The organism is Sphingomonas arantia (assembly GCF_042682045.1).
GTDB lineage: Bacteria > Pseudomonadota > Alphaproteobacteria > Sphingomonadales > Sphingomonadaceae > Sphingomonas_R > Sphingomonas_R arantia.
Map to the genome: position 1 here is coordinate 155607 of NZ_JBHUGS010000005.1, position 16675 is coordinate 172281.

Genomic DNA, 16675 nt, shown 5'->3' on the forward strand with positions numbered 1-16675 from the left:
AGCCAGACTAAACGAAATTGCCGAAAGGCGTGGATCGGTTATACGAAAATAGATGAACATACCGAGCTGGGATCTCTACCGCACCTTCGAGGCGGTCCTGCGCACCGGCTCACTGTCCGGTGCGGCCCGAACGCTCGGCCTGACACAACCCAGCATCGCGCGCCACATCGACGCGCTGGAACAGGCGATCGGGCGCGACCTGTTCGTCCGGTCGCAACGCGGCTTGACCCCGACCGCGGCGGCGCTCGAGCTCCGGCCCTATGCGGAGCTGATTGCTTCGACCTCGGCGGCCCTGTTGCGCACGGCGGAAGGCAGCGCAGGCGCGGTCGCCGGTACGGTCCGGATCAGCGCCAGCGAGGTGGTCAGCGCCGAGCATCTCCCCGCCATGCTCGCCCGCCTACGGCATCGCCATCCCGCGCTGACATTCGAACTGTCCGCGTCGAACACGCTCGACGACCTGTTGCAGCGCCAGGCCGATGTCGCCGTCCGCATGGTGCAACCCGTCCAGCAATCGCTGATCGCGCGGAAAGTGGCGCCGATCCCGGTCGGCCTCCACGCCCACACCGATTATCTCGCCCGCCACGGTATCCCCGCCACGCTGCACGATCTCGCGGATCACGACCTCATCGGTTTCGACACCGAGACGCCGGCGATCCGCGCCTTTGCCGAACGCTTTCCGGACCTCAACCGTGCGGCCTTTGCGCTGCGCGTCGACAGCGACGTCGCGCAGCTCGCCGCGATCCGGGCGGGCTTCGGGATCGGCATCTGCCAGGTTCCGGTCGCCGCCCGCGACCCGCAGCTTGTCCGCGTGCTGGCGGACTGCGTGAGCTTCGATCTCAACGTCTGGATCGTCATGCACGAGGACCTGAGCAACAGCCCGCGCTGCCGCGCCGTGTTCGACGCCCTGGTTACCGAGTTCGGCTAATACCTGTTCGAACCCAAACGGCGTCGGACGAAGCCATCGCATCAGCCGGCCGGGACCACCGCCAGCGTTGCCGCCATTTCAGCTACGCTCTAAGCGGCTTTCGCTCGATGGCGTCAAGCGTGGACCGGCAGGAACGGCTCCAGCACGCCCAGCGCGTGATCGACATACCCCGCCTTCTCCCCGACCGGCGCGACATAGTGCAGCGCGTCCCGTGCGTGGCCGACGGACGCCCCGCGCGCGATCATCCACGCGGCCAGATACGGGGCCGCCAGACAGCCGCCCGCGGTCGCGACATTCCCATGCGCGGCAAACGGCGCGTCGACGACGTCCACGCCCGCTTCGATCACCCAGGGCTTGCTCGTCAGGTCGGTGCAAGCCGGCACCGCGCCGATCAGCCCCAGCTTCGCCAGCAACAGCGTCCCGGAACATTGCGCACCGATCAACTGCCGCGCGGGATCCAGCGTCAGCCGGGCCAGCAGGTCGCGATCGGCCGCGATGTCGCGCGTCCGGATGCCGCTGCCGATCAGGACCGCGTCGGCCTCGCCGGCGAAATCGATCGGGCGCTGGCGCCGCACCGTGACGCCGTTCATCGACGTCACCTCCTCGGACGGCGACGTGATGTACGCCGCCCAACCTTCGGGCCGCAGCCGGTTGAGGATCGCGGCCGCAACGAACGAATCCAGCTCGTTGAACCCGTCGAACGTGAGGATCGCGACCTGCATCAGCCTTCGCTCCGCCCGGAAAACAACGTGCGGGTCGCCCCGCCGACCCAGACTTGGCCAGCGCCGTCCTGCTCGACATGGATGCGGCCCGTCCGCCCCAGCCGCGTCCCCTGCGCCGCGACATAGGCACCCGTCGCCCGACCGCTGGCGAACAACCACTGCCCGACCGACGCGTTCAGGCTGCCCGTCACCGGGTCCTCGATCAGCGCACCATAAGCGTCGCTGAAGATCGCGCGGATCTCGAACGCGGTCTTGCCGCCCGGCGCGTGCGGACCGACGATGCCGATGTCGATCTGCCCGCCGTGATGGCGCGCCGGTTCCACTGCCAGCACCGCATCGGCCGACGTCAGCATCACCGCGATCCAGCCCGGTCCGTTATCGACCCACGCCGCATCGACGATCGCGCTGCGATCGATCCGCAGCACCGTGGCCACCTCCGCAATCTCCGCCTCGCTGGGAACACCGCCACGCACCAACGGCGGCGCGGCGAACGCCAGCCGATCGCCATCCCGGCGGATCGGGATCAGCCCCGCCCCGCACTCCTGCACGATCACACCGTCCTGCCGCGGCTTGCCACCGGCCTCCAGCCAGGCATGCGCGCTGCCGAGCGTCGGGTGGCCGGCAAAGGGCAGTTCGTGCGCCAGCGTGAAGATTCGGACACGGTAGTCCGCCCCATCCTCGGTCGGCGGCAGCAGGAAGGCGGTTTCCGACAGGTTCAACCACCGCGTGATCGCCTGCATTTCGTCGGTCGAAAGCTCCTCCGCGTCCGCCACCACCGCAAGCGGGTTGCCGGTGAAGCGATCGGTGCCGAAAACGTCGACGAGGCGGAAGGGACGGGTCACGGGCAAGGCCTCCAGTTGATGAACCCTGCGTCTGCCCGAAACCGGATGGTCGCGACAGGCACGGTCCGATACGATCACCCCGAACTGTACCGGTACCCGAGGCAGAACAGATGAGACCTGCCCCCGACGACGACACGCGCACCGGCACCGTCGCCCGCACGATCCGCGACCGGATCGAAGCGCGCAGCTTGACACCCGGCGCGCGGCTCCCGTCGATCCGCGCCATGGCGCAGGCAAGCGGCGTGGCCCCCTCGACCGTGGTCGAGGCCTATGAACGGCTGGCCGGGGAAGGCATGATCCGCTCGCGTCCCGGTTCGGGCTTCTATGTCGCGGCACCTCTCGCACCATTGGCGCTCGACCGCCTCGACCCGACGACCGAGCGCGAGGTCGATCCGCTCTGGATGCTCCGCCAGTCGCTGGGCGATCAGCGCCACGAGTTGATGCCCGGCTGCGGCTGGTTGCCCGACGACTGGTTGGCGGGCGACGCCCTGCGCAAGGCGATGCGGACCGCCGCACGCGCGGACGATGCGACGACGCTCGCGGGCTATGCCTCCCCGCTCGGCCCGCTACCGCTCCGCGCGCTGCTGGCCCGCCGACTGGCCGAACAAGGTGTCGACACCAGCCCCGACCAGATCCTGCTCACCGACAGCGGCACGCATGCGCTCGATCTCGTCTGCCGTTTCATGCTGCAGCCCGGCGACACCGTGCTCGTCGACGACCCCTGCTACTTCAATTTCCTGGCGCTGCTCCGCGCCCACCGCGCCAAGGTGGTTGGCGTGCCGATGACCCCCGCCGGCCCGGATATCGCGGCATTCGCCGCAGCCGCCGCGACGCACCGCCCGCGGCTCTACATCACCAACTCGGGCATCCATAACCCGACCGGCGCGACACTGGCCGGCCCGACCGCGCACCGCCTGCTCAAGATCGCGGAGGCGCACGACATCGTCATCGTCGAGGACGATATCTTCGCCGATTTCGAACATGCGATCTCCCCGCGGTTCGCGGTCTATGACGGGCTCGACCGCGTCATCCGCATCGGCAGCTTCTCGAAATCGCTCTCCGCCGCGGTGCGCTGCGGCCATATCGCCGCGCGGCCGGACTGGATCGAGGCGCTTTGCGACCTGCGCATCGCGACATCGATGGCCGGCAGCCCGCTCGCCGCCGGCCTGCTCCATGCGGTGCTGACCGACGGCAGCTATCGACGCCATGTCGAGGGCGTCCGCGCCCGCCTCGCACGGACCACGGTCCGCGTGACGAAGCGGCTGCGCGCGGTCGGCATCCTGCCCTGGATCGATCCGGCCGCCGGGCTGTTCGTCTGGGCCCGCCTGCCGGACGGTCGCGACGCGGTCCAACTGGCGCGCGACGCGTTGACGCAGGGCATCGTGCTGGCACCCGGACCGGTGTTCAGCACCGGTGGCAACTGGCGCGATCACATGCGCTTCAACGTCGCCCGAAGCGACGACGATCGCCTGTCCGATTTCCTGCGAGAAAGCCTGTGTTGAGCAGACTTGGTCTGCCCCTCATGCCCCCCTACCGCGGCGGTATCACGCGGTCGTCCAGCATCCGCTGCATGAAGATCAGGTCCAGCCACTGACCGAATTTCGCACCGACCTGCGGAAGCCTGCCGACCTCCACAAAGCCAAGTCCCGCATGCAGCGCGATCGACGCCGTATTGCGCGCCTCGATCCCGCCGATCATCGCATGCTTCCCCATACCCTCGGCGCGCTTGATCAGCGCCTCAAGCAACAGACGGGCGATCCCGCGGCGACGATGCCCGGGCTCGACATACACCGAATGTTCGACCGTGTGACGATAACCCGACCGTGGCCGGAAATCGCCGAACGACGCGTATCCGGCGAGCACCCCGTCGACCTCGCAAGCCAGGACCGGATAACCGGCAGTGCGTCGCGCCGCCAGCCATGCCTGACGATCCCTAAAGTCGACCGCCGCATCGTCCCAGATGGCCGTCGTCTCGGCGACCGCAGCGTTGTGAATGGCAAGAATCGCGGACAAATCCATGTCCGTCACGTCCCGAATGATCATGCGTCGCCCCGCTCGCCGTTGCTGTCGAAGGGCGAATGGCACGCCCGTTGTCCTACGGACAGCGGGCCGACCATGCTCGTTTCGGCACTGGGATAATCGCCGGTTGAGACGCCCGAGCCTCCAGCCAGAGCCGACCGAACGCGTGGTCCAGTTCGGGCGGATCGAACGGCTCCAGCCCCGATCCGGGATAGAAGCTGATCTCCCCGAACAGCGGCTGCGCCCCCGGCTGGTAGAAGTCGACGCGCACGAAGTCGAAGCCGGTGCCCAGCTCCTCGGCGGCCGCGATCATCGCCGCCAGTGCCGTCGGGCGCGGCACGATCGGCACATCGTTCGCGATCGGGCACCAGTCGCGATCGTAAACGATCCACCGATGCCGACGCGCGCGGTCGAGATGGACCTGCACATGGGTCACGCGTCCGCCGAACACGAACAGTTTGTAGTCGACGGGCAGGTCGCTTCCCCCGCCAATGAACGGCTCCACCAGCAATCCGCGTGGAATGTGGGCGTAGAGCCACTCGTCCAGCCACCAGCCATAGGTGCCGGACATCCACTTCGCAGACCGGGAACGTGCCTTGGCCCAATCGCGCCCATCGCCGACGAACGCATTCTGGTTGCACCCGTGTCGCGCCTTCACGACCACACGGCCGGTCGCCGGAAATTGCACTGGCAATTTCGACCCCGACCACAGCAGCGGCACCACCCACTCGCGCCCCAGCCGGGTGGTGACGATCGCCTTCACCCCCACCTTGTCCGCCAGGACGGGCATCTGAGGATCGCGATCCCGCAGCTTGCGGACCTGGACCAGTTCGCTGAACAGTTCGGGGTCGGTCAGATTCGGCAGCCGTCCGTGCCGCCAGAGATACGTCAGCTCGATCCGCAACCGCGCGGCACGATCATCAACCGGCCCTGACTGTTTGAAACCCTGCATCCTGCAAGGAAGGCCGCCAAGCCTCCGAATGTTCCGACGTCGCACCAAACGGCGTCGATTGGGCCAGGGACGCTCGGTCAGCTATGATTCAACAAGGAACCGTAGCATAAACTTCCCGCTATGCTTCCCGGGCACCGCCGGCCGATGCCAGATCCGAAGGAAACTCCGATGCCAGTCAAAGTGGTCGCGCTCGTCACCGTAAAAGCTGGCGCGGACAACGCCTTCCTCGCCGCGGCATCGGCCTGCGCTGCGGCCTCGCGAACCGAAGCGGGCACGTTATACTATGAAATCTGGCGCGAAACGGACGGCGACCGTCGCGTCGTCTTCAACGAACTTTATGTCGATGAGGCAGCAGTCGCGCAGCACATGGCGTCCGACCACTTCAAGATCTTCGGTAAGGCCGCCGCCGACCTGTGGACCGCTCCGCCCACGATCATCGTAACCCACCCCATCGATATCGGCTGACCAGCAAAGCTCGCAATGGCTCGGTGATGCGGGCCAGCAAACCCTTGTGCTTGGCCTTGAACTGCTATGCTGCTGACTTAACCCGAAAGACAAAACCAACCATTCTTAAGGTCGATCTCATTCAAGGTGGTGCCGCCTATAGGATTCGAACCTACGACCCCCGCATTACGAATGCGATGCTCTACCAACTGAGCTAAGGCGGCCCGTGCGTCGGGTGCGGTGGGCCTTACCAACGGAGCGTGCGATAGACAAGGGCAGTTTCGTCACGCATCTTAAGCCTTCGGAAACCATGGTTGGCGCATCGTCGCCTTTCAGAGCCAGGGCTGGGACGACGACATGGATACGCTTGACAGTCTGAGCGCCGACGGGGCGGCATCGATCGCCGAGCCACGGATGGACCCGCCGCCGACGATCGGCAACGACGAACGCCGCATGCACGTCCGCGCCTATAACTATTGGGCGTCGCTGCTGCAGGGCCGCGAGTTTCCCTCGATCGACGTTCTGGATCCGGCCAGCATCGGCGATTTCGGCCCGCACGGCGTGCTGCTCGATTTCCGCAATAGCCGCACCAACCCCGCCATCTCATGGCTCGGCCGTGCGCTGGCCGATGAAGGTCGCCACGTCGCGCCGGTCGCGACACTGGCCGACGTGCCGGCGGGATCGTTGCTGTCGCGGCTGTCCGATCACTATGCCGACGTGGTCGCCAACCGCGCGCCGATCGGGTTCGAGGCGGAGTTCGACAACGCGTTCGGCAACCACACGCTGTACCGCGGTATCCTGATGCCATTCTCGTCGGACGGGACCACGATCGACTATATCTACGGTGTCATCAACTGGAAGGAAGTCGCCAACGCCGCGCTGGTCGCGGGCATCGCGGCAGAGGTCGCGCGGGCGCCCGCCCCGGCCGCGCGTCCGCCGGTCCCGGCCTGGGCCGACGGACCCAATCGGTTGGCGAAGGAGGCGGACACACCTGCCGACGTCGATGCCGAACTGCTTGCCGCCGCGATCGCCGGCATCGATCTCGCCCGGTCGACGCAGGCGCGCGCCCAGACCGCCTTGTACCGCGCGCTCGGTCTTGCGTACGACCTCGCGCTCGCCAACGAAGCGCACGCCCCGTCGGGAGCGAGCGATCGGACCCGGCGCGTCGCGGCGCTGGTCCGACGTCTATTCGCCACCGACTCCTCCGTGCGGCAGTGCGCGGACTATGCTGCGATACTGGAGTTCGGGCTGCGGACGGGCGTGGAGCGCGGCGGGTTGCGGATGCTGCTGGAGCGTGAACCCGGCGGCTGGCGCGCGCTCGCCCGTGCCGGTCGGCAGACTCGCCGCAACGGAACGACCGAGCGGTAGCGCGACACCGGCTGCAAGTCGCCGTGTCTTCATGAAATATCGCGTTACCGGACGCGTGCCTTATCATCGCATACCGTCGGCGGGCGTTCACGCACGTCTGTTGCGCTTCGCCGCACACGTGCCGCTTCGCCTTGAATGACCCCGTGTCGGGGCGCATAGGCTGCCGCCAAAGAGAACAGGCGGGCGACGCCCGCGCATGAAGGAGCAGACCGCGATGTCCATGCCACCTGCGCCGACGCATTCCGCTGAAAGCCAGCGCGATGCCATCGCCGATGCGCTGGTCGCCGGCGCGCTCCCGGGCGAAACCGACGGGTTCGATACAGAGGCGCGGCTCTCCGCCGCCGGGTTCGTGGCCGAGGTCGCCGCCCGCCGCGCGCCGGGCGAGGCCGTCGTGCGGATCGAGTCGGCCGGGTCGGACGCGGGTCGCCGCCGCATGCGGCTCGTCACGGTCAATGCCGACATGCCGTTCCTGGTCGATTCGATCGCCGGCGCGGTCGCGGCGCGCGGGCTTGCGGTCCACCGCCTGCTCCACCCGGTCGTGTCCGTCCGCCGCGACGGCGACGGTGTGCTCGACGCCATCCTGCCGCCGGGCACGGCAGGCGAACGCCGCGAATCGATTGTCTATATGGAGATCGAGCGCGCCGACGCACGCGACCGGCGCGGGATCGAGGACGAGATCCGCGCCGTGCTGGCCGATGTCCGCGCCGCGGTGCAGGACTGGCCGAAGCTTCAGATCGCGCTGCGCGACGAGGCTGAGCGCATGCCCGACGGCGAGGGTGCTGCCCTCCTCCGCTGGCTGCTCGATCGGCACTTCACGCTGCTCGGTGCCGCGACGCAGTTGCCCGACGGCAGCATGGCCGACCCGCTGGGCATCCTGCGCGTCGCGCCTCGCCAGATCTGGAACGACGCCGACCGCCGTAGCGCGATCGCCCATTTCGAGGCCGGCGGCGAGGCCCCGCTGATTCTGAAGTCGGACAGCATCGCCACGGTCCACCGCCGCGCGCTGCTAGACCTGATCGTGGTGCCGGTGCGCGATGGCGGCCGCGTCGTCGCACTCTCGATCCATGTCGGGTTGTGGACCAGTTCGGCGTTGCGCGCGCCTTCGGACCGCGTCCCCGTGCTCCGTTCCCGGCTGTCGGCGCTCGAGGAGAAATACGGCTTCGACCCGTCCGGCCACGCGGGCAAGGCGCTGCGCCATGCGCTGTCCGCGCTGCCGCACGACCTGCTGACCGGGCTCGACCGCGCCTCGCTCGAACGCGTCGCGCTGACCGCGATGTCGCTGGCGGATCGGCCGCGGCCCAAGCTGGTGCTGGTCACCACACCGCTGCGCCGTCACGTCGTCGCCTTCGTGTGGTTACCGCGCGACGAACTCACGACCCAGCGCCGTATCGCGGTCACCAACATGATCGGCCGCGCCGTTGGGTCGCCGCCGGTCAACTGGTCGCTCGACCTCGATGACGGCGATCTCGCCCTGTTACGGCTGACCTTCGCCAGCACGGAGGCGAGCGTCGTGCCGGACGCCGATGCGCTGGATGCGCAGCTCGAATCGATGCTGCGCGGCTGGGCGCCCCAAATCGAGGCCAGCCTGGCCGCGAGCGAGGGCGCAAGTCGTGCCGCCCGCCTCGCAATCACCTACGCCAACGCCTTCCCGACCGGATACCGCAACCGCAGCGACGCGGCCGAGGGCGCGGTCGATATCCTGCGTATGGCCGCGTTGTCCGGGCCGGAGGCGCGCGACGTGCGGGTCAGCCGACGCGAGGGCGAACCGGCCAGCGCGCTGCACCTCAAGACCTACCGGATCGGCGGAATGATCCCGTTGTCCGACGCCGTGCCCGTGCTCGAGAATTTTGGGTTCCGCGTGCTCGGCGAAACCGCGACCGCACTGGACGAGGGTCGCGCCGGCTACATCCACGACTTCCTGCTCGACGTCGGATCGGGCGAGATCGCCGAACGCATCGCCCGCGACGCGCAGGTCGCCGAGGCCGCGATCGCCGCGGTGCTCGAAAGCCGTGCGGAGAACGACGAGTTCAACACGCTGATCGTCGCGGTCGGCCTGCCGCCGCGCGCGGTCGTGCTGCTCCGCGCCTGGTTCCGCTACCTCCGCCAGACCGGCCTGTCCTACGGCCTCGCCACTGTCGTCGAGGCGCTGAAGCGCGCACCGCAGGCTGCAACCGGACTGATCGCGCTGTTCGATGCGCTCCACGATCCGGCCGGGTCGGGCAATGCCGACGAGGCGGAAGCAGCGATCGACGCCGCGCTCGCCAATGTCAGCGCGATCGACGACGACCGCATCCTGCGCCGTATCCGTGCGGTGATCCAGGCGACGCTCCGCACCAACGCCTTCTCGCCGGCAGCGGACGAGGCGCTGGCGTTCAAGCTTGAAAGCCGCCTGATCCCCGGCCTGCCCGCCCCCGTGCCGTGGCGCGAAATCTGGGTCTATTCTCCGCGGATCGAGGGCATCCACCTGCGCGGTGGGCCGATCGCCCGCGGCGGGCTGCGCTGGTCCGACCGGCGCGACGACTTCCGCACCGAAATCCTCGGCCTGATGAAGGCGCAGGTCGTGAAGAACGCCGTCATCGTGCCGACCGGCGCCAAGGGCGGCTTCTATCCCAAGGCGTTGCCCGCTCCCGGCGACCGCGACGCCTGGCTGGCGGAGGGCACCGAAAGCTACCGCATCTTTATCCGATCGCTGCTGTCCGTCACCGACAACATCGTCGACGGCGCGGTCGTGCATCCGGACGGCGTCGCGATCCGCGACGACGACGACCCCTATTTCGTCGTCGCCGCCGACAAGGGCACCGCGACCTTCTCCGACGTCGCCAACGCCATCGCGGTCGAACATGGCTTCTGGCTGGGCGACGCGTTCGCCAGCGGCGGGTCGCAGGGTTACGACCACAAGGCGATGGGCATCACCGCCAAGGGCGCCTGGGTCTCGGTCCAGCGCCACTTCGCCGAACATGGCGTCGATGTGCAGACCGATCCCGTCACCGTCGTCGGGTGCGGCGATATGTCGGGCGACGTGTTCGGCAACGGCCTGCTGCTGTCGCGCTCGCTCAAACTGGTCGCCGCGTTCGACCATCGCCACATTTTCCTCGATCCCGATCCGGACCCGGCTGCCAGCTGGGCCGAACGCGCCCGTATGTTCGCGCTGCCGCGGTCTTCGTGGGCCGACTACGACGCGACCAAGATCTCGCCCGGCGGCGGCGTGTTCCCGCGCTCGCAGAAGGCAATCCCGCTGTCGGCCGCGGTCCGGACTGTGCTTGGCATCAAGGACGAAAGCCTCGACCCGGCGGCACTTATCGCCGCGATCCTGAAGGCCCCGGCCGACCTGCTCTGGTTCGGCGGCATCGGCACCTATGTGAAGGCCGCCGGAGAAACCAATGCAGAGGTCGGCGATCCCGCCAACGACGCCAACCGCGTCGATGCCGAACAGCTGCGCGTCAAGGCAATCGGCGAGGGTGCGAACCTGGGCCTGACGCAGGCCGGGCGCATCGCCTTTGCCGCGCGCGGCGGGCGGATCAATACCGACTTCATCGACAACAGCGCCGGCGTCGACTGTTCGGATAACGAGGTGAACATCAAGATCGCGCTCAACCGCGAGATGAACGAGGGCCGCCTCGGCTTCGACGATCGCAACGCGTTCCTGGCATCGATGACCGACGACGTCGCCGCGATCGTGCTGGAGGACAACCGCCTCCAGACGCTTGCACTGTCGCTGGCCGAACGCGGTGGTGCCGCGGCATTGCCGAGCTATGTCCGCGTCATCGAAACGCTCGAATCAATGGGCCGGCTCGACCGCGCGGTCGAAGGGCTCGGTGGGAACGAGGATCTGCTCCGCCGCGTGCAGGACGATCGCGGGCTGACCCGCCCCGAACTCGCCGTCCTGCTCAGCCACGGCAAGCTGGCGCTCCAGTCGCGGATCGAGCGTGCCAATTTCGCGCAGGATCCGTCGCTCCGCCCGCTGCTGCACGCCGCCTTCCCCAAGGCGATGCGCGACCGGTTCGGCGATGCGATCGACCAGCACCGGCTGCGCCCGGAAATCGTCGCGACCAAGATGGCGAACCGCGTCATCAACCGGCTGGGCATCGTCATCCCGTTCGAACTGGCGGAGGAGGAAGGCGTCAGCATCGCGCAGGTCGCCGCCGCGTACTTCGCCGCCGACGCGATCTTCGGGTTCGAGGATATCTGGCACCGGATCGAGGTCGAGCCGCTGGCCGAGGACGCCCGGCTCATGCTGTTCCGCGTCATGGCGGCCATCGCGCGGCTCCATCTGGCCGACCTGATCCGCATTGCCGCCACCGAAACCGGCCCCGGCCCGATGATCGAGCGCCTGTCACCCGGCATCGGCCGGCTCGACACCGCGGTCGAGGCGCTGCTCCGCGACGAGGCCCGGTCGCAGTCCGCGGTCCTGCGCGGGATGATCGGCGGGTTCGGCGCGGACCCGGCGCTGATCGACCGGATCGTACGACTCGCCGAGCTGGACGGTGCGATCGGCACCGCTACGCTCGCCGCCGATACCGGCGTCGACGAGGTCGCAGCGACCGGCGCCTATGTCCGGCTGGGCGAGGCGCTGGGGCTCGACTGGGCGAAGTCCGCCGCGGTCCGGTTCGTCGCGACCGACCCTTGGGAACGGCTGCTCACCGCCGGCCTCGCGCGCGACTTCGAACAGCTCCGCCTCGATTTCCTCGAACGGCAGCGCAGCGACGATCCGCTCGCGATGGTCGACGCCTGGCTCGAAACACACCGCAACCGCGTCCTGCAGTTCCGCGCCCTCATTGACCGCGCCCGCGCCGCGCCGCAGCCCACGGCAGCGATGCTAGCGCAGATCGCCGGCCAGGCACGAGTTCTGCTAGCGCGGTAACCTAAAAGCCCTCCCCCCACCGGGGGAGGGTTGGGTGGGGGGCTTAGGCTTGAAAGAACCTCACCCCAAGCCAAGCCCCCCACCCCGACCCTCCCCCCGATGGGTGGAGGTAGCAAAAAAAAGCCCCCTCCCTTTCAAGGGAGGGGGTTGGGGGTGGGTGCTACCTCTTCACCGGCAAAACGCTCGAACAACCAGACCCGCAACGCACTCGTCAAATTCGGCGGATCAACCGCCTCGATCCGAACGGCATCGATCCGCGCGACCAGCGCATTCACCGGGATCGCATCCTCCGCCGCCGCGCGGTCGAGCGCCGCCCAGAACACCGGTTCCAGCGACACGGACGTGGCGTGCCCGGCGATCGTCACCGAACGCTTCACTGGACCCGCCACCGCGCCGTGCCTCAATACATGTGCTGGCCGCCGTTGATCGACAGCGTCGATCCGGTGACGAACCCCGCATCCTCGCCGCACAGGAACGCCACGCCGCGCGCGATCTCGTCCGCCTGCCCCAGCCGGCCAACCGGCACCTTGGCGACGATCTTGGCCAGCACGTCGGCCGGCACCGCCGCCACCATGTCCGTGTCGATATAGCCCGGCGCGATCGCGTTGACCGTCACGCCGAACCGCGCGCCTTCCTGCGCCAGCGCCTTGGTGAACCCGTGGATGCCAGATTTCGCCGCGGCATAATTCACCTGGCCATATTGCCCGGCCTGCCCGTTGATCGACCCGATGTTGACGATCCGACCCCAGCCGCGATCCTTCATGCCGGCAAACGTCGCCTTGGCCATGTTGAAGCAACCGCCCAGATTGGTGTCGATCACTTCCTTCCACGCCTCGTAGCTCATCCGCAGCAGCGTACCGTCGCGCGTGATGCCGGCGTTGTTCACCACCACATCGACCGGCCCCAGCGCCGCCTCGACTGCGGCCACGCCGTCCAGGCACGCCTGGTGATCCGACACGTCCCAGCGGAACGTCTGTATCCCGGTCCGCTCGCTGAACGCCCGTGCCCGCTCGTCATTCCCGGCATAGTTCGCCGCGACGGTCATGCCCGCCTTCTGCAACGCAAGGCTGATCGCCTCGCCGATGCCACGCGTTCCTCCGGTGACGATTGCGACGCGTGCCATAAACTCTCTCCTGCTTTGTGCTTTCCGGCACGTTAAGCAGGCCGCCGCCAGCCTTCAAGTTCCCGCGCGACAAGTTTTTCGAGCAACGCGACGCCCAGGTCGCTGTCGTTCAGGCACGGCAGATAGGCGAAACGCTCGCCACCGGCCTCCTCGAACGTCTCGCGCCCGCGGATCGCCATCTCCTCCAGCGTCTCCAGGCAGTCGGCCGAGAAGCCCGGCGCCACCACCGCGACCGACTTCACGCCCTGCGCCGGCAACGACGCCAGCGTCAGGTCGGTCGCCGGTTCCAGCCACTTCGCCGGGCCGAAACGCGACTGGAACGCGATCGTGATCGGCCGACCCATCGATTCCGACAGCAACCGCGCCGTCTTCTGGCAATGACAATGATAGGGATCGCCCAGCGCCAGCGTCCGCTTCGGCATCCCGTGGAAGCTCGCGATAATCCGCTGCGGCTCGAAATCCAGCTGCGCCAGGCTCGCATCGATCGAGGCATGCAGCGCCGCGATATAGTCCGGATCGTCATGATATGGCGGCATCGTGCGCAGCGCCGGCTGCCACCGCATCTTGGCTAGTACGGCGAACGCCTGATCATTGGCAGTCGCGGTCGTCGCGGCGCAATATTGCGGATAGAGCGGCGCCAGCAGGATGCGCTCGCAGCCCGCCGCCTTCATCGCGGCCAGCTTGTCCGGGATCGACGGATTGCCGTAGCGCATCGCATGCTCGACCAGCACGCCCGACCCGAACCGGTCCTTCAGCGCCAGCGACTGCGCGGTCGTGATTGCCTGCAACGGCGACCCGTCCTCGCGCCACACCTGCGCATAAGCGTGCGCCGACTTCTTGGGTCGCACGTTCAGGATGACGCCGCGCAGGATCGGCTGCCACAGCAACTGCGGGATTTCGATCACCCGCTTGTCGGACAGGAACTGCCCCAGATAGCGTTTCACCGACTTGGCATCGGGCGCGTCGGGCGTGCCCAGGTTCATCAGCAGCACGCCGATGCGCGGCTTCGGGACGGGCGGGTGATCGGGGGGAAGGTTCATGCTTCGATAGGTAGGCGCTCGCCAACCGGAAGAAAGTACTAATCCACGATCAAGTCCTACCTAAAGCCCTCCCCCACCGGGGGGAGGGTTGGGGTGGGGGGCTTAGGCTTGACGAAACCTCGTCCTAAACCCGCAATGGCAAGCTACGCCGCCGATACCCCAACGTCGCAAGTGCATTCGCGATCGCCGGCGCAACCGGCGGCACAGCGATCTCGCCCACCCCGCCCGGCGCGGCCCCGCTCGCGATCAGCTCGACCACGATCTCCGGCGTCGTCGCCAGCAACGGCAGCGCCAACCCATCGAAATTGCGCTGCTCCGGCACCCCGGCCACATAGTCCACTGCCCCGCCCAGCGCCGCCGCCAGCCCCCAGACGATCCCGCCCTCGATCTGCCCGCGCACCGTGTTGGGGTGGATCAACCGCCCGGCATCCACCACCGCGGTGATCCGGTCGACCCGAACCCGGCCACCCTCGACCGCGACCTGCGCCACCATCGCGACATGCGATCCGAAGCTCGAATGGATCGCGATCCCCTGCCCCGACCCGGCACCGCCGCCCTCCCAGCCGCCGCGCGCCGTAGCCGTCGACAAGCACCGCGCCAGCCGCGGCTGCCCGCCGAGCATCGCAATGCGGTACGAGAACGGATCGGCCCCCGCCTGCAACGCCAGCATGTCGATGAAGCTCTCGGTAAAGAACGCGGTGTAGCTGTGCGCGACGCTCCGCCACATCCCCGTCTCGATGCCGACCGCGACCGGCAGGTGATCGACCGCCAGCACCGGAATGGCATAGGGCGGAACGGCTCCCCCCACCGCGGCCGGCTCCGCGCCCTGCCTACCGCCCGCCAGCCGCGGCGTGATCCGCGCCGCCACCTCCCGCCCGCTCGACGGTGCCGCGATCCGCACTTGCCAGCCGCGGATCGTCCCGCCCGCCCCCAGCCGCGCCGCCAGGAAAGCACGCGCCGGCGGCCGGTTGCGGCTGCGCATCGTCTCCTCCTCGCGCGACCAGACGAGCTGGACCGGGCGCTTCACCTCGATCGCGATCAGCGCCGCCTGCACCGCGGCGTCGTTGTCCACCTTGCGCCCGAACCCGCCGCCGATCGGCATCGGATAGATCACGACATTGACCGCCGAAAAGCCGGTCGCCTGCGCCACCGCATCGCGCGACGCGGTCAGCGCCTGCGTCGGCATCCAGACCTCCAACTGATCTCCCGTCACCCGCGCCGTCGCGGTCAGCGTCTCCATCGGCGCATGCGCCGCGAACGGCACCGCGAACTCGGCGGTCAGCAGGTTCGCGCCGGTAAAGACCTCCGCCAGGTCACCGACCGCCGCGATCCGCTCGCCCTCCCCGCTCGCCAGCGCCGCACTCAGCGCCCGATCGACCGACGCACCATCCGGGACCGGACCGTCCGACCCGAACTGCGGATCGACCGCGTCCAGCCCGCGGTTCGCCGCCCACCAGTTCGTCGCCACCACCGCGACCCAGTGGGCGTTCTGGATCACCGCCTTCACGCCCGGCACCCGCTCGCCCGCCGCAAGCGTCACGCCGCGCAACTGCGCCCCACCGGCCGGCGCACCGCGCACGGATGCGTAAAGCATCCCGGGCAACCGCACGTCGCCAGCATAGCGGATCGATCCGTCCACCTTCGCCGGCAGGTCCAGCCGCGGCACGCTCCGCCCCGACAGGCCGCCCGCCCCCGGCGTCCGCAGCGTCAGCGTACGCGGCAGCGTCAGCCCCGCCGCCTCCGCCGCCAGCTCCGCAAAGCGGAGCCGATCGTCGCCGCGCGCTACGAAGCCGTCCTTGGTATCGCACGCCTGCCAGTCGATCCCCCAGCGCCGCGCCGCCGCCATGCACAGCAGGATGCGCGCGCCCGCGCCGGCCGCCCGGTACCGCGCCTCGAACCCGCGCACCGAACTCGACCCGCCGGTCAGCTGGAACGCACTGCGCCGCGCCAGTTCCCGCCCGACGGTGCCCGCGACACCCGCCAATGCATGCGGCGCGGCATCGCGTGCCGCCTCGTCCATCACGAAATCATTGGCGTAGATCGGGTTGATCGGCGCCGGCTCGACCGACACCGTCCGCCAGTCCGCGCCCAGTTCGTCGGCCAGAATCTGCGGCAATGCGGTCCAGACGCCCTGCCCCATCTCGGCCTGCGGCACGACGACCGCGACATGCCCGTCCTCGCCGATCTTCACGAACCCGTCGAAGATCGTCTCGCCCGGCGCCGCGACCAGATTATGCCGGTAGCTGCGCGGCCACAGCCCCCAACCGATCAGCAGCCCCGCCCCGATCCCACCGGTGACGAGCAGGTTCCGGCGGCTGATCCTGTCGTCCATCACGCGGCGATAGCCTCAAGACATGAGCGAAGGAATAGCGCGCCGTC

At 68.6% G+C, this 16675-nt stretch carries 13 protein-coding genes and 1 tRNA gene; 5 read left to right on the top strand and 9 right to left on the bottom strand.

Annotated features, from left to right (window positions below; translation table 11 throughout):
- Positions 1 to 52 precede the first annotated feature (52 nt).
- Positions 53 to 925, top strand: a complete 873-nt coding sequence (locus tag ACFSGX_RS15790) for a LysR family transcriptional regulator (RefSeq protein ID WP_380931279.1) — start codon at positions 53 to 55, stop codon at positions 923 to 925.
- 113 nt (positions 926 to 1038) lie between these two features.
- On the opposite strand, the gene ACFSGX_RS15795 is transcribed toward ACFSGX_RS15790, so the two are convergent.
- Positions 1039 to 1647 carry a DJ-1/PfpI family protein gene (locus tag ACFSGX_RS15795; protein ID WP_380931280.1) on the bottom strand — a complete coding sequence of 203 codons (609 nt, stop codon included), beginning with the start codon at positions 1645 to 1647 and terminating at the stop codon, positions 1039 to 1041.
- Complete coding sequence (locus tag ACFSGX_RS15800; protein WP_380931281.1) at positions 1647 to 2489, bottom strand: PhzF family phenazine biosynthesis protein; 843 nt, start codon at positions 2487 to 2489, stop codon at positions 1647 to 1649. Before ACFSGX_RS15800 ends, ACFSGX_RS15795 begins: the two co-directional genes overlap by 1 nt.
- 110 nt (positions 2490 to 2599) lie before the next feature.
- Here ACFSGX_RS15800 and ACFSGX_RS15805 point away from each other — a divergent pair, with 110 nt between their 5' ends.
- Positions 2600 to 3991, top strand: a complete 1392-nt coding sequence (locus ACFSGX_RS15805) for an aminotransferase-like domain-containing protein (protein ID WP_380931282.1) — start codon at positions 2600 to 2602, stop codon at positions 3989 to 3991.
- Between the two features lie 28 nt (positions 3992 to 4019).
- On the opposite strand, the gene ACFSGX_RS15810 is transcribed toward ACFSGX_RS15805, so the two are convergent.
- Together ACFSGX_RS15810 and ACFSGX_RS15815 are read right to left on the bottom strand one after the other, a co-directional pair.
- Positions 4020 to 4532, bottom strand: coding sequence for a GNAT family N-acetyltransferase (locus ACFSGX_RS15810; RefSeq protein WP_380931283.1), 513 nt, complete (start codon positions 4530 to 4532; stop codon positions 4020 to 4022).
- Between the two features lie 52 nt (positions 4533 to 4584).
- Positions 4585 to 5460, bottom strand: coding sequence for an ATP-grasp fold amidoligase family protein (locus ACFSGX_RS15815; protein ID WP_380931284.1), 876 nt, complete (start codon positions 5458 to 5460; stop codon positions 4585 to 4587).
- Positions 5461 to 5628: 168 nt separating this feature from the next.
- Between ACFSGX_RS15815 and ACFSGX_RS15820 the strand changes: the two genes are divergently transcribed.
- The gene (locus ACFSGX_RS15820) at positions 5629 to 5925 is read left to right on the top strand and encodes a putative quinol monooxygenase (RefSeq protein ID WP_380931285.1); all 297 of its coding nucleotides are present in this window, start codon (positions 5629 to 5631) and stop codon (positions 5923 to 5925) included.
- Between the two features lie 127 nt (positions 5926 to 6052).
- Here the strand turns inward: ACFSGX_RS15820 and ACFSGX_RS15825 are convergent.
- Positions 6053 to 6128: transfer RNA gene (locus ACFSGX_RS15825), tRNA-Thr, on the bottom strand.
- 133 nt (positions 6129 to 6261) lie between these two features.
- Between ACFSGX_RS15825 and ACFSGX_RS15830 the strand changes: the two genes are divergently transcribed.
- Positions 6262 to 7272: a PAS domain-containing protein gene (locus ACFSGX_RS15830; RefSeq protein WP_380931286.1), complete on the top strand. Its 1011-nt coding sequence runs from the start codon at positions 6262 to 6264 to the stop codon at positions 7270 to 7272.
- Between the two features lie 220 nt (positions 7273 to 7492).
- Positions 7493 to 12133: an NAD-glutamate dehydrogenase domain-containing protein gene (locus ACFSGX_RS15835; protein WP_380931623.1), complete on the top strand. Its 4641-nt coding sequence runs from the start codon at positions 7493 to 7495 to the stop codon at positions 12131 to 12133.
- 134 nt (positions 12134 to 12267) lie between these two features.
- Here ACFSGX_RS15835 and ACFSGX_RS15840 read toward each other — a convergent pair whose 3' ends face one another.
- The 4 genes from ACFSGX_RS15840 to ACFSGX_RS15855 all read right to left on the bottom strand — a co-directional run bounded on the left by ACFSGX_RS15840 (position 12268) and on the right by ACFSGX_RS15855 (position 16628).
- Positions 12268 to 12522 (bottom strand): ribbon-helix-helix domain-containing protein, encoded by a 255-nt coding sequence (locus ACFSGX_RS15840; RefSeq protein WP_380931287.1) that lies wholly within the window; start codon positions 12520 to 12522, stop codon positions 12268 to 12270.
- Between the two features lie 11 nt (positions 12523 to 12533).
- Positions 12534 to 13256 carry an acetoacetyl-CoA reductase gene (gene phbB / locus ACFSGX_RS15845; RefSeq protein WP_380931288.1) on the bottom strand — a complete coding sequence of 241 codons (723 nt, stop codon included), beginning with the start codon at positions 13254 to 13256 and terminating at the stop codon, positions 12534 to 12536.
- 32 nt (positions 13257 to 13288) lie between these two features.
- Positions 13289 to 14296 carry a ferrochelatase gene (hemH, locus tag ACFSGX_RS15850; protein WP_380931289.1) on the bottom strand — a complete coding sequence of 336 codons (1008 nt, stop codon included), beginning with the start codon at positions 14294 to 14296 and terminating at the stop codon, positions 13289 to 13291.
- A gap of 124 nt (positions 14297 to 14420) precedes the next feature.
- Complete coding sequence (locus ACFSGX_RS15855) at positions 14421 to 16628, bottom strand: xanthine dehydrogenase family protein molybdopterin-binding subunit (protein WP_380931290.1); 2208 nt, start codon at positions 16626 to 16628, stop codon at positions 14421 to 14423.
- Positions 16629 to 16675: the final 47 nt, after the last annotated feature.